Origin of the sequence: Variovorax sp. KK3, from assembly GCF_001984055.1 — a bacterium.
GTDB lineage: Bacteria > Pseudomonadota > Gammaproteobacteria > Burkholderiales > Burkholderiaceae_C > Variovorax.
Window position 1 is genome coordinate 1 of the sequence record NZ_LYVO01000027.1, and the last position, 24,445, is coordinate 24,445.

Below are 24,445 nucleotides of genomic sequence, written 5' to 3' on the forward strand. Positions count from 1 at the left end.
CGTTGCCGAGCGTGACGGGCGCGCTGGCATCGAGCGTGGTGCCGCCTGCGGCCGTCAGCGCGCCGGTGCCGAGCGAGGTGTTCGTGCCGACGACGAGGCCGCCCGCATTCAGCGCGACGCCGCCACCGAAGTTGTTGCTGCCCGCGAGCACCAGGTTCGATGCGCCGTTCTTGGCGAGCGAGCCCGCACCGCCGATCGGGCCGGTTAGCGTGATGGGCGCCGTGCCTCCGATGTTCATCGCGCCGTTGAGCGCGACGACGTTGCCCAGCGCCACCGGTGCCGTCGCGTCGAGCGTGGTGCCGGCCGCTGCGGTGAGCGTGCCCGTGCCCAGCGCCGTGTTCGTGCCCACCCGCAGCGTGCCGGCGTTCAACGCGACACCGCTCGCGAAGTTGTTGTTGCCCGCGAGCACGAGTTCACCCGCGCCATTCTTGGTGAGTCCACCTGCGCCCGACACCGTGCCGGACAGCGTGAGCGTCGACGCGCTGCCATAGGCCAGCGTGCCGCCGAGCGCCACGTCGTTGGTCAGCGTCATCGGCGCCAGCACGTCGAGCGTGCCTCCGGTCGCGCGCAATGCGCCGGTGCCGATCGCGCCCGCATTGGAAAGCCGCAGCGTGCCGGACGCGAGGTCCGTGCCGCCCGCATAGTCGTTGGTGCCCGCGAGCGTGAGCGTGCCGCTCCCGTTCATGCGCACACCGCCGGGCCCCGACAACACGCCGCTCAGCGTGAGATCGTTCGCGCCCTGCACGCCGATGCCTGCACCCGCCAGCGACATCGGTGTCGCAACATCGAGGCCCGCGACCAGCGGCGCGATGTTGCCGCCGTTGGCCAGCAGCGGCCCGGCGCCGAACACACCGGCGTTGTCGAACTGCACGAGCCCGCCGTTGAGCGTCTGCGCGCCGGCGACCCGCGGGCCGCCTGGCAGCGTCCAGGTGCCGCTGTTGACGGTGAGCCGGTTGAAGTTGGTGTAGATGCCCGAAGGCAGCGTGCCAGATCCTGCCGAAGTGCGGTCGGTGCCGGCCAGGTCGTTCTGCAACAGCAGTTCGTTGTCGCCGCCCACGCCGCCGTCCACGATGCCCGTGCCTGCGAAGCCGATGTTGAGGCCGATCACGTTGAGCACGTTGAGGCCCAGCCCCACACTGCCGCCAGTGTTGATGCTCGACCCCGTCACCGCGGCGAAGCGGTTGGTGCTGCCTGCGCCCAGCGACACGCTGCCCGAGATGGTGCCGCTGTTGATGAAGCTGTTGCCCGCAGCCGATGGCTGGAAGGCCGCGCGGCCGGTGATGGTGCCGGTGTTGACCATGTTCACCGTCGCGCCGCCATAGGCCGCGACCACCGGCATGTCGCTGCCGAGCACGGTCAGGCCCAGCAGTGGCAACGAGCCGATCGTGCCGTCGTTGCGAATCGAGGTCGTGCCGCCCGCGCCGTTCTGTACGGCCAGCGCCATGCCGCTGAGGTCGAGCAGGTTCAGGCCGAGCAGGCCGCTCGTGCCGCGCATGGTGCCGGTGCCCGTGTTGGTGACGCTGACCGTGCTCGGCGCCGCGTTACCGATGAACGTGCCGTTGCCGAGCACCGTGAGCAGGCCCAGCAGGCTGGGGTCGATGAGGCCTCCGTTGGTCAGCGTGACGTTGCTGCCGGTGAGCGTGAGTGCGTTGCCGACAAGTGCGCCGACTCTGCTGCCGGCTTGGACGTTGGCAGTGAGGTTGTTGGTGTTGCTGACGAAGCCCAGTTCGGCAATGGGTCCGGCGCAGGTGACCGTGGTACCGACCTGGTTGCAGTCCGCATGCGCCGCAGCGCTGAAGAGCAAGGCCATGAAGCCGACGAGCACCACGACGAGTGGCATTTTCCTGCTCGGTCGACGCAACTGCCTGGTAAAGAACGCCAGGCCATCGGGGCTGACAAGCCGCACATCGACCTCGTCGTTTTGCATCATTCAGGGCTCCAGGGAAGAACGATTACCAGCGAAGAATTCTGTTCACCGAAGACGCATTGCGCGAGTTCGCAATTTCCCAGCCCTCCAAAGTTTTAGACGTCGAAGGATATGTAGGAGGCGAGCGCAAAGCCGTAGTCCGGTCGCTACGCGGGAGGGTTACGCGATCCCACACTCATCCATGAATCGACGCGTTGCTCGCTGTGCGCGCGAACGAACGCGCACGCGCACGCGCACGCGCACGCGCCTTGCATCCTCTAACTGGCGGATGAAGAGAGCGATGAAAGGAAGCTGGGCGCGGGCCGTATCAGCGGCCTATATCAGCGGCCCGTATCAGCGCAGGCAGTTGGACCGGATCGCCTGCGCATAGCGCGCCTGCTCTTCGAGCGCTGCGATCTGCTGTGCCGCATCGCCTTTCGCCTCGCGCGGCGGTTCGAACTGCGCGTTGCCGTCGGCCAGCAATATGAAGTGCCTGTTCTCGCCGTACTTGCCGCCCGCGTCCTTCACGGCCACGTAGCCGCAGCCCACGCGGGTCTGCTTGCTGTACCAGACGTGTTCGAAGCGTGCGGGCTCCTTGCCGTCGAGCTTGGCGCGCACGGCTTCCTTCACGTCCTGGATGGGCACCAGATAGGTCGAGTACCACCAGCCCGTGACGCAGACGGCGAACACCGCGAGGGCGAGTCCGATCGCCACCGCGGCGTGCAGCACGCGCGATTCGATCCACGATGGCTTTCTGACCCGTTCCGCATTCGCTGCCATACACGTCCTTCTCTATGCACTTTGCGCGCTATCGTAGTGCCACGCCAAGCGCTCGCGAAGGTAGTCGTCCACGATGCCCGGGTCGACGCGCGCACCGCTCAGGCCGATGTAGCCATCGGGCCGCAGCAGGTAGAAGGACGTGCCCGGGATTCGCGCACGCGCGAGCTGGGCTTCGTTGACGGGGTCGGACGGCAGCACATGCATACGCAGCAGATCGTGGCGAGCCCATTCGCTGCGCTGCGGCGCGGGCTGCCCGAACACCAGCAAATGGAAGTGCAGGTCGTCGAGCTCGGCGAACAAGTCCTGCACCGGCCCCTGCGCCGTGAAGCGCAGCTGCAGCCACGGGAAGCGGTCGCCGGCGCGCGGCGCGGCTTCGGGCGGCGAGTCCTGCGTCATCGACAGCGCACTCTCGCGGTACTCGATGCCGATCTGCGACACCGTGCGGAATGCCCTGCGCTGGATGCGCGGCTGGCGCATGGCCAGCGCACCGACCCGTGCCAGCACCTCGGTGCGCAGGAGGCCGGCGAACCAGCTGTCCGACACCACCAGACGAAAGCCGCGGTCGGTGGTGTCGAGCAGGCGCCGCGCCACCGGCATCCGTTCGGCCTCGTAGGAATCGAGCAGCGACGCATCGGCCCGGCCCTGCGTGACGAGGGCCAGCTTCCAGCCCAGGTTGTAGGCATCCTGCAAGCCGGTATTCATGCCCTGCGCGCCCAACGGGCTGTGGATGTGGGCCGCATCGCCAAGCACGAAGGCGCGGCCTTCGCGAAAGCGCGAGGCGCTGCGGTGATGGATGCGGTAGGTCGAGAACCAGGTGCAGGCCGCGAACTGCAATCCTTCGCCGGCCTGCGCGTGTACCGCCGGCACCACGTCCTCGAAGCGCACGTCGGGCCGGTCGCGCAGTGCCTCGGGCAGGATGCCGACCAGACGCCAGTGGTTCGTCCCGCGCATCGGGAACATCAAGTGGAAGCCCTCCTTCCACAGGTACACGTTGACTTCATCAGGCACCATGCCGCCGCTGGCCTCCACGTCGGCAACGAAGAAGACCTGCTCGTAGGGCGCGCCGGGAAAGCCGATGCCGCTCTGCTCGCGCACCGCGCTGCGCGCGCCGTCGCAGCCCGCGATGTAGGCGGCCCGCACTTCGCGCAGGCTGCCGTCGGGCCGGCGCAGCGTCGCGATCACGCCCTCGGCCGTCTGCGTGAAGGCCATCAGCTCGGTGTTCCAGGTCACCGACTGGCCGAAGTCGTGCAGCCGCTCGCCGAGGATCTTCTCGTTGTCGTCCTGGCCGAGCACCAGGATGTACGGGTACGGGCTCAGCTGCTCGCCCGCATCGGCCAGCGGCACGCGCGCCATGCGCCGGCCGTCGGCCCAGAGGTTGGCGCCATCGCCGCGCTTGCCGAGCGCGATGGCCTGCTCGACCACGCCGAGCTTCTGGTAGATCTCGAGCGTGCGCGCCTGCACGCCGAGTGCGCGGGTCTCGCGCGCCGGGTGGGCGTGGCGGTCGATGATCGACGTGCGCACGCCGCGGCGGGCGAGTTGGTTGGCGAGCATGAGGCCGGTGGGGCCGGCCCCGACGATCAGAACATCGGTGTCCATGTCTTCCTCCTGTCTTCGCTGCGGGTGCGCATCAACGCACCAGATAGCCGTCGAGCGCGCGCAGGTCATCCTCGCGCAGCTCACCGGCGGCGGATGCGAGCCGGATGCGGCCCAGCAGATAGTCGTTCTTCGCCTGCGCCAAGTCCAGTTCGGCGGTGTACAGGCGCTGTTGTGCGTCGAGCACGTCCAGCTCGGTGCGGCTGCCCAGGTCGCGGCCCAGCGTGGTGGCTTCGAGCGCGGTGCGCGCCGACACCACCGACTGCTCCAGCGCACCGATGCGCGCCACGCCGGTCTTCACGGCGAGAAACGCGTCCTGCACCTGCAGCCGGGCATCGCGTTGCGCGGCGCCCAGCTCTTGCTCGGCCTGGTCGCGGCGCGCGATCGATTCGCGATGGCGCGAGTTCAGCGCGCCGCCGGTGTAGAGCGGCACCGTGAGCTGCACTCCGACGCTGGCGCCGCGGCCGCTGTCGGGCGACACGGCCGCCGGCAGGCTGCCGTTCTGTCCCTGACGCGTGAAGCTGGCCACCAGGTCGACGGTGGGCCGGCCGCTCAGCTTGTACTTGTCGATCTCGGCTGTGGCGATCAAGACCTCGCTGCGCTTGACCAGCACGCGCGTGTTGCCGTCGCTGCCCTTCATCTGCCAGCTCTCCAGGCTGTCGGGCTGCGGTGCGGCGGGCGCGAAGCCGGCGCGCAGTGCGGCCAGCCCTTCCGCCGGCAGGCCGGTGAGCTCGCGGTATTGCGCCTGGCGCAGCGCCAGGTTGCTCTGCGCAGAGACCTCGCGCGCGCCCACGCTGTCGTAGCGCGCCTGCGCCTCCTGCAGGTCGGTGATGCGGCCGCGGCCCACGTCGAAGCGGGCCTGGGCGCGGTCGCGCTGCATGAGCACCGCGGCCTGCTCGGCCTGCGCGACGCGCACGGTCTCGCGCGCCAGCAGCACGTTGAAGTAGGCCTCGGCCACGCGCCGCAGCAGGTCCTGCTGCGCATCGCGGTGGCTCACCTCGGCCAGCGCGCTCTGCTGGTGCAGCTGCTTGCGGTCGGCGCCGGCCTTCGGGTCGTAGAGCGGCTGCACCAGCTGCACGCCGACCTGGTGCACGTTGCCGCGGCTGTCCGACTGCGAGCTGCCCACGGCCGTGTTGACCGTCGACTTCTCGCTGACGCGGCTCAGGCTGGCCTGAAGCGACACCTGCGGCTTGAGCAGCGCGTCGCCCTGCACCGCCTTTTCGCGGCCCGCGAGCAGGGCCTGTTCGGCCGCGCGCATCGTCGGGTCGGCGCGCAATGCGCCTTCGTAGGAGGCCATCAGGTCGAGCGCGAAAGCGGCGCCCGATGCAGCCGTGATCAGCACCGCCGCAGCGGCCTGCTTCATCCGTATCGTGTTCATCGTCGCGTCCGTGGAAGTCGGTCGGTGGTCATGCGGCCGCGGGCCGCTTCGCGCCGTACCAGCTGGCATAGAGCGCGGGGAGGAAGAGAAGGGTGAGAAGGGTCGCGACGAAGAGCCCGCCCATGATCGACCAGGCCATCGGGCCCCAGAAGACCGAGCGCGTGAGCGGCACCATCGCGAGGATGGCGGCCAGCGCCGTCAGCGTGATAGGCCGCATGCGCCGCACCGCCGACTCGACGATCGCGGTCCACAGCGGCACGCCGGCCGCCACGTCGTGGTCGATCTGCACCACCAGGATCACCGAGTTGCGGACGATCATCCCGGCCAGCGCGATCACGCCGAGCATCGCGACGAAGCCGAAGGGAATGCGGAAGGCGAAGAGCATCGCCGCCACGCCGATCAGCCCCAGCGGCGCGGTGACGAGCACCAGCGCCATCTTCTTCATGTCCTGCAGCTGCAGCATGAGCAGCAGCAGCACGGCCGCCACCATCAGCGGCATCACCGCGAAGATCGAGGCCTGCGACTTGCTGCTGGACTCGAGCGCACCGCCGACGTCGATGCCGTAGCCCAGCGGCAGCGTCCTGGCGAGCGCGTCCATCTTCGGCTGGAGGGCCAGCGCCACGTCGGGCGCTTCCGCGCCGGCCACGTCGGCCCGCACGGTGAGCGTGGGCACGCGGTTGCGGCGCCACAGCACGCTGTCTTCGCTGTCCAGCGAGAGCCGCGCCACCTGCGAGACCGGCACGAACTTGCCGTCGCGCAGGTAGATGCGCGCGTCCTTCAGGTTGTTGAGGTCGGTGCGTTCTTCCTCGACCAGGCGCGCCACCACGTCGAGGCCCTTGTCGCCCTCGCGGTACTGCGTGATGGTGGTGCCGCTCAACGAACCCTGCAGCGCCGACTTGACCTCGCGCGAGCTGATGCCGAGCTGGCGCGCCTTGTCCTGGTCGACGTCGACGCGCAGCCGCTTGAGGCGCTCGCCCCAGTCCTGGTTGACGCGCCGCACGTGCCGGTCGGCGCGCAGCAGCGACGACACCTGTTCGGCGATGCCGCGCACCTGCTCCGGGTCTTGGCCGAACACGCGGAACTGCAGCGGGTAGCCCACGGGCGGGCCGTTCTCGAGCCGGTTGACACGGCCGCGCACCAGCGGAAAGCCGTTGTCGAGCAGCTGCTGCACCTTGGCCAGCACGCGCTCGCGGGCCTCGCCGCCCTTCGTCATCACCATCAGCTCGCCGAGGTTGAGGTTCGGCGTCTGCACATCCAGCGGCAGGTAGAAGCGCGGACTGCCGGTGCCGACGTAGCTGGTGACGGCGACCACGTCGTCGTCTTTGCGCAGCAGCGCTTCGAGCGTCTCCACCTCGCGCTGGCTGGCCTCGAAGGTGGCCGACTGCGGCAGCCACAGGTCGACCATCAGCTCGGGCCGGTCTGAGGCCGGGAAGAACTGCTTGGGCACCAGGCCGAAGAGGGCGACCAAGCCGGCGAAGAGCGCGAGCGTGGCGGCGATCACCCAGCGGCGATGCGCCAGGCACAGCTCGACAAGTCCGCGGAAGCGCGCATAGAAGCCGCGCTGGTAGATGGCGTCTTCGTCGTGGCCGCCGTGGCTGACATGGCCGCCATGGCCGTCCGTGCGGGCATGCTCCTTCAGCAGCTTGAAGCCGAGGTAGGGCGTGAACACCACCGCGACGATCCACGACAGCATCAGCGAGATGCCCACCACCTGGAACAGCGAGAACACGTACTCGCCGGCGCCCGATTTCGCGAAGCCCACCGGCAGGAAGCCCGCCGCCGTGATGAGCGTGCCGGTCAGCATCGGAAAGGCCGTCGCCGTGTAGGCGTAGGTGGCGGCGCGGTAGCGGTCCCAGCCCTGCTCGAGCTTGAGCGCCATCATCTCGACCGCGATGATCGCGTCGTCCACGAGCAGCCCCAGCGAGATGATCAGAGCGCCCAGCGAGATGCGCTGCAACTCGATGCCGAGCACGTACATCACGAGGAAGGTCAGCGCCAGCACCAGCGGGATGCTCAGCGCCACCACCAGGCCGGTGCGCAGGCCGAGCGAAAAGAAGCTCACCACCAGCACGATGACCACGGCCTCGAGCAGGCTCTTCTTGAACTCGTGCACCGACTCGGCCACCACCTTGGGCTGGTCCGACACCGCATGCACCTGCACGCCCACCGGCAGGCTGGCCTGGATGCGCGCGACGGTGGCCGAGAGCTGCTGCCCCAGGCGAATCACGTCGCCGCCCTTGCGCATGCTGACCGCGAGGCCGATCGCCTCCTGCCCGTCGAAGCGCATCTTCGACGTGGCCGGGTCGACCAGGCCGCGCCGCACCTCGGCGATGTCGCCCAGGCGAAAGCTGCGCCCGTTGGCGCGGATGCCCATGTTGCGGATGCTCTCCACCGAATCGAATTCGCCGCTCACGGTGAGCCGCAGCTGCTCGGACGCGGTCTGCACGGTGCCCGCCGCCTCGACCGTGTTGGCCGCGGCCAGCGTCGAGGCGATGAGCGCGGGGTCGATGCCCAGCGAAGCCAGCTTCGCGTTGCTGGCCTCGACGTGGATCTTCGGGTCCTGTGCGCCGACCAGGTCGACCTTGTTCACGTCGGCCACGCGCAGGAACTCGTTGCGCGCGGCATCGGCGATGTCGCGCAGCTCGGCATAGCCGAAGCCGTCGCCGGTGATGGCGTAGAGGTTGCCGAAGGTGTCGCCGAACTCGTCGTTGAAGAAGGGCCCGCGCACGCCCTGCGGCAGCGTGGCCTGGATGTCGCCGAGCTTCTTGCGCACCTGGTACCAGACCTGCGGCACCGCGGCGGGCGGCGTGGCCTCGCGCAGGTTGACCTTGATCTGCGTCACGCCGGGCTTGGCGTAGCTGCTGGTGAAGTCGATCTCGGCGATTTCCTGCAGCTTCTTCTCGAGCTTGTCGGTCACCTGCTCGGCCATCTGCTGCGCGGAGCTGCCGGGCCAGGAGGCCTGCACCATCATGGTCTTGACGGTGAACTCGGGGTCTTCCTTCTGGCCCAGGCGGCCATAGGCGAAGAGGCCCGACAGGCCGAGCAGCAAGAGCAGGAAGACGATCATCTGCGGGTGCTTCAGCGCCCATTCGGACAGATTGACCCGGCTCATGGCTGCGCTCCCGTCGCGCTCGCCGCCGCCTTCACCTTCTGCCCCGCATGCAGCATGTGGACGCCGGCCGTGACCACGGTCTCGCCGCCCTTCAATCCACTCGCGATCGCCACGCTGTCGTTCTGCGCGCTGCCCAGTTCGACCGGCCGTGCCGCCACCTGGGCGCTCGCCGGATCCACCACCCACACCGTCGGCTTGCCGCCCTGGTGATGAATGGCCGAGAGCGGCAGGCGGATGGCAGAGCGGCCTTCGACGTCGGGCACGAAGACCGAGGCCGTCATGCCCAGCACCAGCGCCGCGTCGGCACCCTTCACGGCGATGCGTGCGGCATAGGTGCGGGTCACGCTGTCGGCATCGGGCGCCAATTCGCGCAACGTGCCTTCGTAGCGCTGGCCGGGGCGCGCCCACAGCGACACCTCGAGCCGCCTGGCGCGCCGCAGTTCGTCGATGCGCGATTCGGGCACGCTCACCGCCACCTCGCGCTCGCCGTCGGCGGCCAGCGTGACGACCTGCTGGCCGGCCGACACCACCTGGCCGGACTCGGCGTTGATCGATGCGACCACGCCGTCGCGGTCGGCCACCAGCTCGGTGTAGCCGCGCTGATTGACGCGCAACTGCTGCTGTGCAAGCGAGGAGCGCAGCTGCGATTCGGATTCGGCCAGCGCCAGGCGCTGCTGGTCGACCTCGGCCTGCGAGGCGAACTTGCGCGCGAGCAACTGCTCAGTGCGCTGCAGGTCGACGCGGTTCTGCGCGACGCGGCTGCGGGCCGCGTCGACGCTGGCGGCGGCGGACACCACCTGCAGCGCCTCCTGCGCCGGGTCGAGACGCATCAATGTCTGGCCGCGCCGCACGTGGGTGCCGACCTCGACCAGGCGCGCGACGATGCGGCCCGAGGCTTGGAAGCCCAGCTTGCTCTCGTAGCGCGACTGGACCTGGCCCGAGTAGGTGGCACCCACGGTGCCACTGCTTTCGCCGGCCACGACGCTGCGCACGGGCCGGATCTCTTCGTGGGCGGCTTCTTCCTTGGGCGCGCAGCCGACGGCCAGCAGGGCGGCGCCGAGCCAGGCCAGCACGGTGGGGGGATTCATGGCGAGCTCCTTCTCCTTCTTGTCGTCGTCGATCAACCGGGCCTCAGCGCAGCACGTAGCCGCGCCCTTCCATGCAGGCCTTGAAGGCCCGGTCGTAGGCGGATTTCTGCTGGGCCTGCGCCTGTTGCTGCTGCTGCGCGGCCTGGCGTTCCTTCATCTTTCCGCGCACCGCGGCGCCGAGCGCGCCGGCGGCGGCGCCACCGGCCGGGTCGCGATCGCCGATCGCGGCGATCGCCGCGCCACCCATGGCACCGCGGGCCATCGCGCCGGGTGGCTGGGCTGCAGGCGCGGCGGCGGCCTGCGCCTGTGCCGGGTCGAAGCCGGTCTGGTCGCGGCCCCAGGCGTAGCACTGGTACTTGTCCTTGTCCTGCTGCTTGGCGCTCTGGCCCTTGGCGGGGTAGATGGCCGGCGAAGCGGTGCCGGCGGCATGGGCCAGGCCGGCGGCGCCGAGGGTCAGGGACAAGGCGAGGATGGACAGGGTCTTGGAAGTCATGGCAGGTCTCTCTTTCGTGGGTTGGTTGGTTGATTGGTTGAAGCACGGGGGGATCAGGTGGGCGGCTGGAGTCGCAGGAACAGGCTCGCGAGCCAGAGGGCGGACACCACGGCATGCAGGTAGAAGCCGGCGCCGCTGGTGGTCAGCGGGTTCCAGCGCGAGGGCGTGGGAAAGCGCACGTAGCGCAGTTGCTGCGCCAATGCGTTGCCGCGGTCACGCAGGTGGTGCCAGTAGGTGGTGGAGCGGAACTCCATCACCAGGAAGGCCAGGCTGACGATCAACCCGCCGGTCTTGAGCAGCTCGGCGCGGGCGAAGCTGCTGCGCACGGTGTGGGACGACAGCGCGGTGATGATGCTGCCGGTGGTGCCCAGCAGCAGCGCCAGCTGGTAGAAGCGCAGCGTGGCGTACAGGCGCATGAAGTCGCACACGCACTTGTATTCCTCGGCCGGGTCGCCGGACACCGACGCCGGCGCTGCATCGAGCGCGTCGACCGCCGCGTTCACGGCTCGCTCCTGCCGCGGCGGCGCACGGTGCGCGGGGCGAAGCGCTTGTGCCCGCTCAGCACCTGGCACAGCTCGGCCAGCGACTGGAAAGGGGCGGTGCGGCTGCTGCGGACATCCTCCACCACGCCGGCCAGCGACTCGGCGTCATGGCGGTACACGCGAACCAGGTAACTGCGAATCTCTCTCACGACGGCTCCTTCTTTCGATGGGAGCCAGTGTCGGAAGCGGGCCTCTACTTATTGGCTACTTATTCGCGAATCGGCGGGGCCTCGGCCTGGGCCAGCCGCAGGCTGCGGTACAGCTTCTCGGTGCCGGCCGAGGGCGGCAGGCTCAGCGTGACCGACAGCGTCTGCTTGAGCCGCCGGTAGGCGCTGACCGCCTCGGGCAGGCGGTCGAGGCGGTGATAGCAGCGCATCAGCCCTTGGTAGAAGGGCTCGACCACGTCGTCGGCCTCCAGCCCGCGCAGGTAGAAGGCGATGGCTTCTTCGGGCCGCTGCGCATGCTCCAGCGCGCTCGCGTGGTCGGCCACCGCCTGGATGAATTTGCCGCGCAGGCGTTCGCGCTGCGCGACCGGCCAGCTCTCGCCTTCTTCTTCGGCCAGGAAGGCGCCGCGGTAGAGCGCCAGCGCCTCGCCCAGGGCCGTGCCGTCGGCGGCGGCCTTGGCGCGCGCCGTGGCCAACACGCGTTCGAAGGCCCAGGCGTCGACCCACACCAGCGCGCGGTCGAGCGAGAGCTGCCCGCCTTGCTGGACGACGGCATCGTCGGTGCCGAGCAGGCCGCGCAACCGGCGCACCGCGGCGGCCAGCGAGCGCGCGGCCGCGTCGCCGGTTTCGTCGGGCCAGAAGGTGTCGAGCAGCACGCCCTCGGGCGCGGCGCCGCCGCGCGCGACGACGGCCTTCAAGAGCGCCAAGGTCTTGCGCGGCGCCTTGCGGCCGAATTCGACCGGTCGGTCGTCCACTCGCAGCTCGAAGCCGCCCAGCGTGCGCACGCGCACCGGCCAGGGCCAGTGGGGCAGCTCCTGCGACGGGGGCTCGATGCGCCAGCGCCGGATCAGCCCGCGCACCAGCTCCAACTCGATGCCGTGGGCGATGGCCAGGTGCAGCAGCACCGGCTTGCGCGTGACGGCGCGGTGCGCGTAGGCGGCCCTCGTGCGGTCGGCCGCCGCCAGCGCGAAGCCTTCGGCCAGCTTCCGCAGCGTGCGCGCGGCATCGCCCTGCACGTGGGCGACGTAGGCTTCTTCGAGCAGCAGCTGGGCCTCCATCGCCTCCAGGTAATTGCCGCGCGAGAGCGCGCGCGAACGCTCGACGATCGCCAGCGCCCGCGCGGCCTCGCCACCCTCGGCCAGTGCGCTGACGTAGAGCGGGGGAAACACGGCCTGGAAGTAGGCGGCGCCCACGCGCTCCACCGCCTCGAGCCCCTGCTTCGCGTAGCCCAGCGCGGCCTGCGTCTCGCCCTGCAGTTGCGCCAGCATCGTGCGCGCCACGAAGTAGTTCATCTCGGCATCGCGGCTGCCGCGCGCCGGGTGCACCTCCATGCGTGCGATGCGCGCGCGGGACTCGGCCGCGCGCCGGAAGGTGAGGTCGAGGTAGGCATGGAACTGCATGGCCGCGAACTCGGCCTGCAGCAGCCCTTCCTCGCGCGCCAGGTCCTCGGCCCGCTGGAAGCGCATGGAGGACGCCTCGAAGTCAGCCTGCCGCAGGTCGTGGATGGCGCGAAAGATGTACCAGAAGGCGCGGTTGAGCGCGCTGGCGGGCAGCGTCTCGACGGCCGGGTCGACCTGCCCGATGAGCCGCAGCGCGAGCTCGTGCTCGGCGGCGTTGTGGAAATAGGTGATCAGGTGGGTCGCGGTGACCAGGCGCTGGTTCCAGTCGATCGCGTCGTCGCCCACCAGCGCCAGCAGCCGCGGGCCGAAGCTGCGCACGGCCGGGTGGCCCAGGCGGCAGAAGGCGAGCGCGGCATGCAGCGCGGTCAGGCTCATGAGCTCGATGCTGCGGGTCGGGAACACCGTCTCGCCGGCCATCAAGGGTTCGAGCCGATCGGCCCAGGGCGCCACCTCCGACCAACCCAGGCGCGCGAACCACAGCGTCTGAACGACCGCGGCGCCGCAGGCGAGCTGGCCGACCGCATCGCCGGACTCGGCGAAGCGCTGGTGGCGCGCCTGCAGGACCTGCAGTGCACGGTCGGGCGCGATGGCCATCAGTGCGCGGCCTTCCCAATAGCCGAGCCACGGATCGCGCTCGCGTTCCGCGGGCGGAATGCGGGCCAGCCAATCGAGCAGGGTCTGTCGCCGGCCCTGCTGCAGCAAGCCTTCGGCCTGCACGCCGGCCAGCCGCGCGCAGGCCGCGCCGTCGCCGGCTTCCTCGTACAGCGCAAAGGCCTGCTCCCCGTGGCCTTCGGCTTCCAGCAGTTGCGCAGCACGGGCCGCCACCGCGCGCAACTCGTCGGCACCCCAGGCCGCGCGGGCCTGGTGCTGGAGGAAGCTGCGGAACAGCGCGTGGAACTGGAACACGTGACCGGCCGCCGGCTGCGCGACGCGGCGCCGGTCGGTGAACAGGTGGCGCTTGTAGTGATGGTCGAGCAGGCGCCCGGCCTCGGGCAGGCCGGTAAGCTGTTCGGCCAGCGGCACCGTCATCAAGGGCAGGAAAGCCAGTTGCATGAGCGCGCGCCGGTGCTCGGGCGCGGTGCCGTCGAACACGCGCTGCGCGAAGTAGCCGAACACGTGCTGCAGCGATTCGGCATCGTCCTCGTCGGGTACGCCGGTGGGTTGTTGCCGCGCGCGCGCCAGCAGCAGCGTGAGCCCGGCAGCCCAGCCGTGCGAGCGCAGCTGCAGCGCGTCGACCCGCGCCTCGTCAGCCACGCCGCGCTTGCGTGCGATGGCCCGCGTTTCGGCGGGCGTCAGGCGCAGCGCCTCGCCGTCGACCAGCGCCATCGCATCGCCGGCCAGCAGCCCGGCATAGGCCGCGGGCGGCTCGGCCCGGCTCAGCACGAAGACGTTGGCGCCGTCGGGCACCTGCGCCATGCCCTCGGCCACGATCGCGTGGAAGCCGGCGCCCTCGGGCACGTCCTGGAAGTTGTCGAGCACCAGCACCGCATCCGCACCGAGGCCGGCGTACAGGTCGCGGAAGAAGCGCCGCGCGAAGCCGCGCAGGTCGGGCAGGTACTCGGGTGTGAGCAGCGGCAGCCGGTCGCCCGCGCCCGCCGCAGACGCGGCCAGCCGCAGGTGGTAGATGAAGGAGGCAGGGTCGGCATCGGCGGCATCGACCTGGTACCAGATGCCGCCGCGCTTGCGGGCTTCGAGGTGGCCGGCGAGCAGCGTGGTCTTGCCGGCGCCGGGCTGGGCGGCGAGCCAGACCACCGGCTGCCGCGCTGCCTTGTCCAGCAGCGTGAACAGGCGCGTTCGCGCCAGCACGTCGTGCAGACGCGGCCGCGAGATCTTGGCGAGAGTCACCTGCTTTCCGGCCATGCGCTCCTCCGTCCGGCGGATGATACGGCGCGGGCACCGGCGCTACGATGCGGCTCGCGCGAATGGCGCGCTAACGAACGGACGGAGGAAGCGATGGCAACGGACAGCAGCAGCCCGGTCAATTTCGGCGCGGGCCGCAATGGATGGTGGGGCTTCGACCTCGCGAAGTGGCCTTGGCAGGCGGGAGCGCCGCAGTTTCTGGACCAGCAGATCAACCCGGGCTGGTCGGTGTTCAACATCACCTACAACAACTCGTCGGCGCCGGCCATCGAGCGCGACGTGCTGCAGCAGCACAGCTACGGTCGCCAGATCGGGCGGGTGATGGACGCGGTCTCGGTGCTGGTCGAGCAGCTGCCAGCCGCCGCGAAGCGCGACAAGCGCGTGGCCGAGTTCATTGCGCTGGCGAAGGACGTCGAGCGCATCAAGGACGATGCCCGGCTGCCGCGGCTGGAGAGGCTGCAGAAAGAGATCGACGCGCTCCGCCAGGAAGACCCGCCCGCCTACGAGCGGCTGCGGCGCACCATCGTGCGCTGAGCGTGCGGGCCGGCAGGCCTCAGCCCTTCGCCAGTGCCGCCACCACCGCCTCGCCCATCTCGCGCGTGCCGACGCGCTCGCAGCCGGGCTGGAAGATGTCGCCGGTGCGCAGGCCGTCGGCCAGCACGCGGCGCACGGCGCGCTCCACGCGCCCTGCCGCGTCCGGCAGATCGAAGGAGTGGCGCAGCATCATCGCCATCGACAGGATGGCAGCCAGCGGATTCGCGAGGTTCTTGCCGGCGATGTCGGGCGCCGTGCCGTGCACTGGCTCGTACAAGCCCATCGTGCCGCTGGCCATCGAGGCCGAGGGCAGCATGCCGATGGAGCCGGTCAGCATGGCCGCGGCGTCCGAGAGGATGTCGCCGAAGATGTTGCCGGTGACGATCACGTCGAATTGCTTCGGGGCGCGCATGAGCTGCATGGCCGCGGCATCGACGAACAGGTGCGTGAGCTCGACGTCGGGGTACTCGGCGCCCACGCGCGTGACGACCTCGCGCCACAGCTGCATCACCTCGAGCACGTTGGCCTTGTCGACCGAGCACAGCCGCCGCTGTCGCATGCGCGCGGTGCGGAAGGCGACGTGGGCGATGCGCTCGATCTCCGGTTCGGAATAGCGCATGGTGTTGAAGGCCTCGCGCTCGCCGCGGGCGTTGATGCCATGCCCGCGGGGCTCGCCGAAGTAGACGTCGCCGGTCAGCTCGCGCAGGATCATCAGGTCGAGCCCCTCCACGACTTCGGGCTTGAGCGTGGACGCGCCGAGCAGTTCCGGAAACAGGAAGGCCGGACGGAAGTTGGCGAACAGCCCCAGGTGCTTGCGCAGGCGCAGCAGGCTGGCGCCGGGCCGCATCGCGAAGGGGATGGCCTCGTCGCCGGGCATGCCGGCCGAGCCGAACAAAATGGCGTCGGCACGGCGGCCGGCCTCGAGCGTGGCATCGGGCAGCGGGTCGCCCGCGCTGTCGATGCCGGCCTGGCCGATCGGCGCTTCCACCAGCTCCATGGCCTGGCCGGGGCCGAGCACGGCCTTCAACACACGCACGGCCTCGGCCGTCACTTCGGGGCCGATGCCGTCGCCGGGCATCACTGCAATCTTCATGGGAACAGGCTTTCTTCAGGGGGTTGAAGAGGCCGGGGCGCGCTCGCGCTCGTAGGCCTCGATGCGCGCCGTCTGGCGCAGGGTGTAGTCGAGCTCGTCCAGGCCTTCGAGCAGGCAATGGCGCGCGAAGGCGTCGATCTCGAAGCGGGCAGTGGCGCCGTCGGGGCTGCTCACCGTTTGCGCGGCCAGATCGATCTGCAGCCGCGTGCCGGGCGCGCGCTGCAGCATGTCGAGCAGGCCCTCGACGTGCGCCTCGGGCAGCACGACGGGCAGCAGCCCGTTCTTGAGCGCATTGGTGAAGAAGATGTCGCCGAAGCTCGGCGCGATGACGGCGCGAAAGCCGCCATCGGCCAGCGCCCACACGGCATGCTCGCGCGACGAGCCGCAGCCGAAGTTGCGCCCGGCCACGAGGATGCGCGCATCCGCATAGGCCGGGTCGTTGAGCGGGAAGTCCGGCCGCCGAGCGCCCTGCGCGTCGTGCCGCACGTCGCGGAACAAAAAGGCGCCGAAGTCCGCCGAGCGCGGCTTCTGCAGGTAGAGCGCGGGCACGACCTGGTCGGTGTCGACGTTGATGCGCGGCAGCGGCGCGGCCACGGCATCGAGTTGGGTGAAGGCATCCATGGCGTTCGTCCTCAGGCCGGCAGCAAGGTGCGCACGTCGGTGAGCCGCCCGGTCACGGCCGCGGCCGCCGCCATGGCCGGGCTCATGAGGTGCGTGCGCGCGCCGGGGCCCTGGCGGCCGACGAAGTTGCGGTTGGAGGTGGAGGCGCAGCGCTGGCCCGGCGCGACCTGGTCGCCGTTGGTGCCCAGGCACATAGAGCAGCCGGCGTGGCGCCACTCGAAGCCGGCCGCGCGGAACACGGCGTCCAGGCCTTCGGCCTCGGCCTGTTGCTTGACCAGGCCGGAGCCCGGCACGACCCACGCCTCCACGCCATCGGCCACGCGGCGGCCGCGCGCTACCGCCGCGGCGCTGCGCAGGTCTTCGATGCGGCCATTGGTGCAGGAGCCGATGAAGACGCGCTGCACCGGTACGTCGCTGAGCGCCTGGCCGGGCTCGAGGCCCATATAGGCGAGCGCACGGCGCACGGCCTCGCGCTTCTCGGCATCGGGCGCCGCCGCCGGATCGGGCACGCGGCCGGAGATGGGCAGCACGTCCTCGGGGCTCGTGCCCCAGGTGACCATGGGCGCGATGTCGCTGGCATGCAGGCGCACGTCGCGGTCGAAGTGCACGTCGGCGTCGCTCGGAAGCTGGCGCCAGCGCGCGACGGCGGCGTCCCAGGCTGCGCCCTGCGGCGCATGGGGTCGGCCGGCGAGCCAGGCGAAGGTGTCGTCGTCGGGGGCGACCATGCCGGCGCGCGCACCGGCCTCGATCGACATGTTGCACACGGTCATGCGGGCTTCGATCGACAGCGCGCGGATGGCCTCGCCGGCGTATTCGATGACGTGGCCGGTGGCGCCGGCGGCGCCGATGCGGCCGATGATCGCGAGGATGATGTCCTTGGCCGTGACGCCCGCGCCGAGCCGCCCGTCGACGGTGATGCGCATCGTGCGCGGCTTGCGCTGCCACAGCGTCTGGGTGGCCAGCACGTGCGCGACTTCCGAGGCGCCGATGCCGAAGGCCAGCGCACCCAGCGCGCCGTGGGTCGAGGTGTGGCTGTCGCCGCAGACGATCAGCATGCCGGGCAGCGACAGCCCCTGTTCCGGGCCGACCACGTGGACGATGCCCTGGCGCCGATCGTCCAGGCCGAAGAAGCGGATGCCCGCGGCGGCGCTGTCGTCGTGCAGGGCCTGGGCCATCGCGCGCTTCTCGGCATCGCCGATCTGCGCCAGGTCGCGCGAGCCGGTGGGCACGTAGTGGTCGGGCGTGGCGAAGGCCAGGTCGGGCCGGCGCACCGGCAGGCCGCGCTCGCGCAGCATCTGGAAGGCCGGCGCCGAGCCGTCCTGCACCAAGTGGCGATCGACGTAGAGCAGGCTCTGGCCGTCGTCGCGCTGCATCACGACGTGCTGCGACCAGATCTTGTCGAAGAGGGTTCGGGGCGATGAAGAGACAAGGGTCATGGACGGTCAGTCCAGCTTTGCGCCAGAAGCCTTGACGATGGATTCGTAGCGCTTGATCTCGGAGACGATGAACTGCCCGAAGTCCTCCGGCGTGCCGCCGCCGATCTCGGCACCGAACTCGGCCATGCGGCGCTTGAGGTCGGCCGACTGCAGCACTTCGTTGGCCTGCGCGTTGAGCTTGTCGATGACGGGCCGCGGCGTGCCGGCCGGCGCCATGAGCCCGTACCACGACGACGCATAGATACCCGGCAAGCCGGCTTCGTCGAAGGTGGGCACGTCGGGCAGCGCGGGGTTGCGCTTCTTCGACGCCACGGCCAGCGCGCGCATGCGGCCGCTGGCGATGAAGGGCAGGCACGTGGTGGTGTCGAGCATCAGCGAGATGTGGCCCGCCGCCAGGTCGGCCTCGGCCGGCGCGGTGCCCTTGTAGGGCACGTGCACGATGTCGATCTTGGCCGCCGACATGAACTGCACGGCCGCCAAGTGCTGCGACGAACCGACGCCGCCCGAGCCGTAGTTGAGCTTGCCCGGGTTGGCCTTGGCCGCGTCGATGACGTCCTTGACCGACTTGAAGGGCGAGTTGCCCGGCACCACGAGGATGTTGGGCACCGCCGACACGTAGACGATGGGTGCGAAGTCCTTGACGGGGTCGAAGCCGAGCTTCGAATACAGGTGGATGTTGACCGCGTTCGGGCTGATCGACCCCATCAGCAGGTTGTAGCCATCGGCCTTGACGCGCGCCGCCAGCTCGGTGCCGATGTTGCCGCCCGCGCCGCCGCGGTTGTCGATGACGATCGGCTGGCCCAGCTTCTGCGCCAAGGGCTCCGAGATCATGCGCGCCGTGGTGTCGACGCCGCCGCCCGCGGGCCAGGGGACCATGAGCTTGATCGGCTGGTTGGGGTACGAGGGGTCGGCTGCCGCCGCACCCGCCACGGCCACCAGTGCGGCAGCGAGGCAGGCATGCACTTTCTTCATCATCGCGTCTCCTGTGCTTGTAGTGGGGCCGATGCTAGGTACGCCCATCCTTCGCGGCAATCACAATTAAGGCATGCACCCCATGAGCAAAGCTCATGACTGCGCACCCCTGACCCAATGGCTCTATGGCTCTATGGCTCGTCGGCTTCCTCCACTCAACGCTCTGCGCGCCTTCGAGGCCGCGGCCCGTCTCGGCAACTTCACGCGCGCGGCCGAGGAGCTGTGCGTCACGCAGGGCGCGGTGAGCCGCCACGTGGCCACGCTGGAAGGCTGGCTGCGGCTGCCCTTGTTCGACCGGGCGCGGCACGGCATCCGGCTCACTGCGGCCGGCCAGAGTTACTTCGACACCGCGCGCGCCGCGCTCGACCAGATCGACTACGGCACGCGCCAGTTGCAGGCCGGCCCCGACGAGCGGCGGCTGCGCATCAAGCTGCCGCCCACCTTCGCGATCCGCTGGCTCGTGCCGCGGCTCGCGCGCTTCCATGCGCTGCATCCGCGCATCGACGTGCAGATCACCACCTCGCACGAGCGGGCCGACTTCGACCGCGAAGACGTGGACGTGAGCATCCATTCGGAGGCGACGCCTCCGGCAGGGCCCGGCTTCCGGCGGCTCTTCGGCGAAACGCTGGTACCCGTGTGCGCGCCGGGCCTGCTGGCGCGCGGCCCCGCGCTGGCCCGGCCCGGCGACCTGGCGCAGCACGTGCTGCTGTGCTCGATGAACCGCCCCAAGGACTGGCCCGCCTGGCTGGCCGCCGCCGGCGCGCCGCAGATCGACGGCAACGGCGGCCTCAAGTTCGAGAACGCGGCGCTGGCCTATCAGGCCGCTGCCGACCAGTTGGGCGTGACGGTGGCGCTCGACGCCTTCGTGCGCGACGACCTGGCGACCGGCCGGCTGGTCGCGCCCTTCGCGTTGCGGGTAGCGACCAGAGGTGCCTATTACCTCGCGTGGCGCGACCAGGCACAGCAGCCCGAGCGTGTACGCGCCTTCGACGAATGGATCGTCGACGAGGCTCAGGCGATGGAAATCGGTTGATGCGCGGAGGGGCTTCGCACCTACAAGCGAACTGGCCAATTCCTCGTCTCACGGCAGAGTGCGTGGCGTGACGATGAAGTTGTCGCCATGGTGGCGGCGGCCGTTGCGAAATCGCGCAGCGGCAATGCTCCAACCGAGGAAACAGTCATGAACAAGGATCAAGTCAAGGGCACCCTGGAACAAGCCAAGGGCTCCGTGAAGGAAACCGTGGGCAAGGCGGTCGGCAACGAACGCCTGCAAGCCGAAGGCACGGCGGACAAGACGGCCGGTGCCGTTCAGAAGAAGGTGGGCGACGTCAAGGAAGCGGCCGAGACCCTGGTCAAGAAGCCCTGAGCCCGGCCCACTGAACTCGCCTCGGTGACTCGACCGGCAGTGCGGCATCGCGCCGCCTCCCGCGTCGAGCCCGGTTCCGCCGGCTCAGTCGAGCTTGACCTTGGCCTGGCGGATGACCTTGCCCCACATGGCACGGTCGGCCTCGATGAACGCGCTGAATTCAGCCGGTGAGTTGCAGCGCAGCTCGCCGCCGTAAGAGCGCCACTTGTCGCCCAGCTCCTTCGACTCGCACGCCTTCTTCATCGCGGCGCTGAGTTTGTCGAGGACGGCCTGTGGCGTGCCCGCAGGCGCCAGCAGTCCCTGCCACGCAATCGGTGCGTAGTCGGGCAAACCGGCCTCGGCGAAGGTCGGCACTTCCGGAAAGCTCGAATGCCGCGTCTTGCCCGTGATGGCGAGCAGCTTGAGCTTGCCCGCTCGAATGTTGCCGGCCGCTGCCGGAAGGCCGTCGAACATCAACTGCACCTGGCCGGCGATCAGGTCGGTGTACGGGCTGTTGCTGTTGTAGGGCACGAGGTTGGTCTTCACGCCAGCAGCGTCGTTGAACCACACGCCCGACAGATGCGAGTAGCTGCCGATGCCGGCCGTGGCGACCGTCACCGAATCGGGCTTGGCCTTGAGTTCGGCGATGAGCGCGCGCGCATCCTTGGCCGGCAACGCGGGCGTCGCGATCAATCCGGTGTTGAGCACACCCATCAGGCTGATGGGCGCGAAGTCGCGCTCGGCATTGAACGGCAGCTTGGCGTACAGGTGCGGCACGACCGACAGCGAACTCGTGGTGCCGATGTACAGCGAATACCCGTCGGCAGGCGCCTTGGCCGCAGCTTCGGTGCCGATGATGTTCGACGCCCCCGGACGGTTCTCCACGAAGAAGGACTGGCCGAGCACCTTGGTGAGCTCGGCGGCGATCTCGCGCGCATTGGCGTCGGGGCCGCTGCCGGCGGGGAAGGGGGCAATGATCTTCACGGGCTTGACGGGGTACTCCTGCGCCTGGGCGGCCAGTGCCGTGAGGGCCAGGGCGCATAGCGCCAGCAGGGGGCGCAGGCGTGGAAATGCTTGGGTCATCGATGTCTCCTTGGGTAGTGGAAAGCGGGTAGGGATCGGTTCGGGACGGTCGAATCCTACGAAAACAATGTTGATTTGTCAAAATACGATAATTACATTGCTTTTATTGTCCTTCATGGCGCACAATCTCCATCACGTTATCGACAGGAGACATTGCGTCATGACACGCCAACCGCCGGATACCCCCACATCGCTGGCCCTGCAGTTCAGCCACATCGGCTTCTATGTGCGAGACCTGCCGCGCATGGCCAGCTTCTACAAGGAGGCCCTGCGCTTCACGCAGACCGACGCCGGCGACCTGGGCGCGGTGCAGTTGGTCTTCCTGAGCCGCGACCCCGCCGAGCACCACCAGATCGTGCTGGCCACGGGGCGGCCCGAGACGCTGGCCTTCAATCCAATCAACCAGATCTCGTTTCGCGTGCCCGACATCGGCACGCTGCGGCGCTTTCACGACCGGCTGGTCGCGCATGGCGCGCAGGACGTGCAGCCGGTCACGCACGGCAATGCGATTTCCATCTACTGCCGCGACCCCGAAGGCAACCGCCTCGAACTCTTCGTCGATACCCCCTGGTACTGCGACCAGCCGCTGCGCGAGCCCATCGACTTCGCCGACAGCGACGAGGCGATCCTCGCGCGGGCCGAGGCCATCGCGAAGCGATTGCCCAAGTTCATGAGCCGCGCCGAATGGCAGGCCGAGATCGCGCGCCGCATGGCGGAGGACCAACGTGGCTGACCCGGTGTACGACGTCGCGATCGTCGGCCTGGGCCCCACCGGCGCGACGCTCGCCAACCTGCTGGGCATGGCAGGCCTCTCGGTGCTCGTGCTCGACAAGGAGGCCGGCGTGTTCCCGCTGCCGCGCGCGATCCACTTCGACGGCGAGGTGATGCGCGTGTTCCAGAACCTCGGCCTGCGCGAGGCCGTGCTCGAACGCGCGCGGCCCGGCACGCAGGGCATGCATTTCGTCAATGCCGCGGGCGAGACCATGCTGATCCGCGGCGGCACCGCGGCGCTGGGGCCGCACGGCTGCGCCAACAACTACTACTTTCACCAGCCCGAGCTCGAGGCCTTGCTGCGCGATGGGCTCGCGCGCTTTCCCAACGTGTCGGTGCGGCTGCGTCATGCGCTCGAAGCGATCTCGGACGACGGCGACGGCGTGCGCCTGACGGTGCGCTCGCTCGATGACGACCGCGCGTGCCGTTTCAGCGCGCGCTACGTCGTCGGCGCGGACGGCGCGCGTTCGCTGGTGCGCGCGCACATGGGCAGCCCCATGCACGACCTCGGCCTGCGCCAGCCCTGGCTGGTGTTCGACGTGGTGTTGCAGCGGCCGGTCGACCTGCCGGACCACACCGTGCAGCATTGCGACCCGGCCCGCCCCATGACCTACTGCAACGTCACGGGCACGCGCCGGCGCTGGGAAATCATGGTGATGCCCGGCGACGACCGCGAGGCGCTGCTCGCGCCCAAGAACCTGTGGCGCATGGTCGATCGCTGGGTCGCGCCCGACGACGCGACGCTGGAGCGCGCGGCCATCTACACCTTTCACTCCGTCATCGCCGAGGGCTGGCGGCGCGGGCGGCTGCTGCTTGCCGGCGATGCCTGTCACCAGACGCCGCCCTTCCTGGGCCAAGGCATGTGCGCGGGCATCCGCGACGCGGCCAACCTGACCTGGAAGCTCGAAGCCGTGCTGCGCGGCCGCGCGGCCGACACCCTGCTCGACACCTACGAAAGCGAACGCGCGCCGCACGTGCGCGAACTCATCGAACTCGCGGTGCGGCTCGGCGGGATCATCCAGACCACCGACCCCGCGCTGGCCGCCGAACGCGACGCGAAGTTCCGCGCCGGCGCGCCCGAGGTCTTCGAGCTACCGCCGCAGGCCCTGGGCACCGGCGCCTTCGACGCACGCGGCGGCGCGCCGGCCGGGCGGCCGTTTCCGCAACCTCGGCTCGCCGATGGACGACTGCTCGACGAGGCGCTGGGCCGCCGCATGGCGGTGATCGGCCGCAACGGCACCATCGCCGGCGTGTCGGCCGCCACGCACGACCGCTGGGAGCGGGCCGGCGCGATCGTGATCGACCGGCCCGAGCCCTGCATCGCCGATTGGCTCGACGCGCACCACGCCGACGCCGTGGTGCTGCGGCCCGACCGATATATCGTCGGGGTCGCGCGCACGGCCGCCGAACTCGAACGCATCTCGCAATGGGTACCGGCCGCGCCATGAACGCCGACCCACGACCCATTGCAAGGACCCCGCGTGAGCGAAGAAAAATCCAACTCCAGCCTGGAGCGCATGCTCGCCGTACTCGACCTGTTCGACGACCAGCGCCTGGCGCTCACGGCCGAGGAAGTAGCAGCGGCGCTGGAGGTCTCGCTGCCCACCGGCTACCGCTACGTGCGCACGCTGCTGGAGGCCGGACTGCTGCAGCGCGTGGAGAACTCGCAGGTCGCGCTGGGCCCGCGCATTATCCTGCTCGACCACTACATACGGCGGGCCGACCCGGTGCTGCGCGAAGGCATCCCGGTGATGCGCGAACTGGTGGAACAGACCGGCTTCGACTGCGTGACCACCGGCCTCTTCGGCACGCAGGTGCTCGACACCCACCGCGAGCTGGGCAGCCGGCCCGCCACGCTGGCCTACGGCCGAGGCCGCCCCCGGCCGTTGTTCCAGGGCGGCGCGCCGAAGGTGCTGCTCGCGAGCTTCACGCCGGTGCAGTTGCGCAAGGTGTTCGAGGCGCGGCGCGAGGAAGCGGTGCGCTCGGGCCTGCCGGCCGAGTGGACCGACTTCCGCAAGTACTACGCCGCCATCCGGCGCGCGGGCCACTACGTGTCGAAGGGCGAACTCGAACCGCAGCTGACCGCGGTGGCGGCGCCCATCCTCAAGGACGACGGCAGCGCCTGGGCCGCGCTGTCGCTGGTGCTCGAGACCGCGCGGCTCGCGGTGGTCGACACGGCCAAGCTGGTGCGGCTGGTGACCGAAGGCGCGGCGCGCATCGGCACCCGGCTGGGCTGATGGCCGCCCTTTCTTCTTTCCTGGATTTCTCAGTCTT

Annotated in this window: 21 protein-coding genes; 6 read left to right on the forward strand and 15 right to left on the reverse strand. The window is 69.9% G+C overall.

Annotated features, from left to right (window positions below; translation table 11 throughout):
• From B0W80_RS14905 to B0W80_RS14945, 10 genes are all read right to left on the reverse strand, one after another.
• The coding region (locus B0W80_RS14905; protein WP_179106931.1) for an autotransporter-associated beta strand repeat-containing protein at nucleotides 1-1,840 on the reverse strand (1,840 nt) is incomplete at its 3' end.
• Between the two features lie 420 nt (nucleotides 1,841-2,260).
• Entirely contained in the window at nucleotides 2,261-2,686 is a 426-nt protein-coding gene (locus B0W80_RS14910) for a hypothetical protein (RefSeq protein WP_076999940.1), read from the reverse strand.
• A gap of 12 nt (nucleotides 2,687-2,698) precedes the next feature.
• Nucleotides 2,699-4,282 (reverse strand): FAD-dependent monooxygenase, encoded by a 1,584-nt coding sequence (locus B0W80_RS14915; RefSeq protein ID WP_076999941.1) that lies wholly within the window; start codon nucleotides 4,280-4,282, stop codon nucleotides 2,699-2,701.
• Between the two features lie 31 nt (nucleotides 4,283-4,313).
• Nucleotides 4,314-5,657 carry a TolC family outer membrane protein gene (locus B0W80_RS14920; protein WP_076999942.1) on the reverse strand — a complete coding sequence of 448 codons (1,344 nt, stop codon included), beginning with the start codon at nucleotides 5,655-5,657 and terminating at the stop codon, nucleotides 4,314-4,316.
• A 28-nt stretch (nucleotides 5,658-5,685) separates the two neighbouring features.
• On the reverse strand, nucleotides 5,686-8,769 hold the full coding sequence (locus tag B0W80_RS14925) for an efflux RND transporter permease subunit (RefSeq protein WP_076999943.1): 3,084 nt from the start codon (nucleotides 8,767-8,769) through the stop codon (nucleotides 5,686-5,688).
• Complete coding sequence (locus tag B0W80_RS14930) at nucleotides 8,766-9,857, reverse strand: efflux RND transporter periplasmic adaptor subunit (RefSeq protein ID WP_077000006.1); 1,092 nt, start codon at nucleotides 9,855-9,857, stop codon at nucleotides 8,766-8,768. Before B0W80_RS14930 ends, B0W80_RS14925 begins: the two co-directional genes overlap by 4 nt.
• Before the next feature lie 43 nt (nucleotides 9,858-9,900).
• Nucleotides 9,901-10,350 carry a hypothetical protein gene (locus B0W80_RS14935; RefSeq protein ID WP_076999944.1) on the reverse strand — a complete coding sequence of 150 codons (450 nt, stop codon included), beginning with the start codon at nucleotides 10,348-10,350 and terminating at the stop codon, nucleotides 9,901-9,903.
• 53 nt (nucleotides 10,351-10,403) lie between these two features.
• Nucleotides 10,404-10,853, reverse strand: a complete 450-nt coding sequence (locus B0W80_RS14940) for a hypothetical protein (protein WP_076999945.1) — start codon at nucleotides 10,851-10,853, stop codon at nucleotides 10,404-10,406.
• Nucleotides 10,850-11,041, reverse strand: coding sequence for a hypothetical protein (locus B0W80_RS34930; RefSeq protein WP_143684632.1), 192 nt, complete (start codon nucleotides 11,039-11,041; stop codon nucleotides 10,850-10,852). Before B0W80_RS34930 ends, B0W80_RS14940 begins: the two co-directional genes overlap by 4 nt.
• A 59-nt stretch (nucleotides 11,042-11,100) precedes the next feature.
• The gene (locus B0W80_RS14945) at nucleotides 11,101-14,316 is read right to left on the reverse strand and encodes a BTAD domain-containing putative transcriptional regulator (RefSeq protein ID WP_076999946.1); all 3,216 of its coding nucleotides are present in this window, start codon (nucleotides 14,314-14,316) and stop codon (nucleotides 11,101-11,103) included.
• Nucleotides 14,317-14,409: 93 nt separating this feature from the next.
• Between B0W80_RS14945 and B0W80_RS14950 the strand changes: the two genes are divergently transcribed.
• Entirely contained in the window at nucleotides 14,410-14,850 is a 441-nt protein-coding gene (locus B0W80_RS14950; RefSeq protein WP_083745412.1) for a hypothetical protein, read from the forward strand.
• A gap of 19 nt (nucleotides 14,851-14,869) precedes the next feature.
• On the opposite strand, the gene leuB is transcribed toward B0W80_RS14950, so the two are convergent.
• From leuB to B0W80_RS14970, 4 genes are read right to left on the reverse strand one after another with little or no spacing between them, the layout of a single operon-like run.
• Nucleotides 14,870-15,943, reverse strand: coding sequence for a 3-isopropylmalate dehydrogenase (gene leuB / locus B0W80_RS14955; protein WP_076999947.1), 1,074 nt, complete (start codon nucleotides 15,941-15,943; stop codon nucleotides 14,870-14,872).
• Between the two features lie 15 nt (nucleotides 15,944-15,958).
• The gene (gene leuD / locus B0W80_RS14960) at nucleotides 15,959-16,564 is read right to left on the reverse strand and encodes a 3-isopropylmalate dehydratase small subunit (RefSeq protein WP_076999948.1); all 606 of its coding nucleotides are present in this window, start codon (nucleotides 16,562-16,564) and stop codon (nucleotides 15,959-15,961) included.
• 11 nt (nucleotides 16,565-16,575) lie between these two features.
• Complete coding sequence (gene leuC / locus B0W80_RS14965) at nucleotides 16,576-18,000, reverse strand: 3-isopropylmalate dehydratase large subunit (protein WP_076999949.1); 1,425 nt, start codon at nucleotides 17,998-18,000, stop codon at nucleotides 16,576-16,578.
• Nucleotides 18,001-18,006: 6 nt separating this feature from the next.
• Nucleotides 18,007-18,972 carry a tripartite tricarboxylate transporter substrate binding protein gene (locus B0W80_RS14970; RefSeq protein WP_077000007.1) on the reverse strand — a complete coding sequence of 322 codons (966 nt, stop codon included), beginning with the start codon at nucleotides 18,970-18,972 and terminating at the stop codon, nucleotides 18,007-18,009.
• Between the two features lie 82 nt (nucleotides 18,973-19,054).
• Here B0W80_RS14970 and gcvA point away from each other — a divergent pair, with 82 nt between their 5' ends.
• A complete protein-coding gene (gcvA, locus tag B0W80_RS14975; RefSeq protein WP_179106932.1) occupies nucleotides 19,055-20,005 on the forward strand; it encodes a transcriptional regulator GcvA in 951 nt (316 codons plus the stop codon).
• Nucleotides 20,006-20,152: 147 nt separating this feature from the next.
• Nucleotides 20,153-20,338 carry a CsbD family protein gene (locus B0W80_RS14980; RefSeq protein ID WP_076999951.1) on the forward strand — a complete coding sequence of 62 codons (186 nt, stop codon included), beginning with the start codon at nucleotides 20,153-20,155 and terminating at the stop codon, nucleotides 20,336-20,338.
• Between the two features lie 84 nt (nucleotides 20,339-20,422).
• On the opposite strand, the gene B0W80_RS14985 is transcribed toward B0W80_RS14980, so the two are convergent.
• Complete coding sequence (locus B0W80_RS14985; protein WP_076999952.1) at nucleotides 20,423-21,400, reverse strand: tripartite tricarboxylate transporter substrate binding protein; 978 nt, start codon at nucleotides 21,398-21,400, stop codon at nucleotides 20,423-20,425.
• A 160-nt stretch (nucleotides 21,401-21,560) separates the two neighbouring features.
• On the opposite strand from B0W80_RS14985, the gene B0W80_RS14990 reads away from it, so the two are divergent.
• Genes B0W80_RS14990 through B0W80_RS15000 form a run of 3 tightly spaced genes read left to right on the forward strand, consistent with a single transcriptional unit; the run spans nucleotide 21,561 to nucleotide 24,408 of the window.
• Nucleotides 21,561-22,133: a VOC family protein gene (locus B0W80_RS14990; RefSeq protein WP_076999953.1), complete on the forward strand. Its 573-nt coding sequence runs from the start codon at nucleotides 21,561-21,563 to the stop codon at nucleotides 22,131-22,133.
• Entirely contained in the window at nucleotides 22,126-23,619 is a 1,494-nt protein-coding gene (locus tag B0W80_RS14995) for a bifunctional 3-(3-hydroxy-phenyl)propionate/3-hydroxycinnamic acid hydroxylase (RefSeq protein ID WP_083745415.1), read from the forward strand. Before B0W80_RS14990 ends, B0W80_RS14995 begins: the two co-directional genes overlap by 8 nt.
• A gap of 33 nt (nucleotides 23,620-23,652) precedes the next feature.
• Nucleotides 23,653-24,408: an IclR family transcriptional regulator gene (locus B0W80_RS15000; RefSeq protein ID WP_256856583.1), complete on the forward strand. Its 756-nt coding sequence runs from the start codon at nucleotides 23,653-23,655 to the stop codon at nucleotides 24,406-24,408.
• The last annotated feature ends 37 nt before the right edge of the window (nucleotides 24,409-24,445 follow it).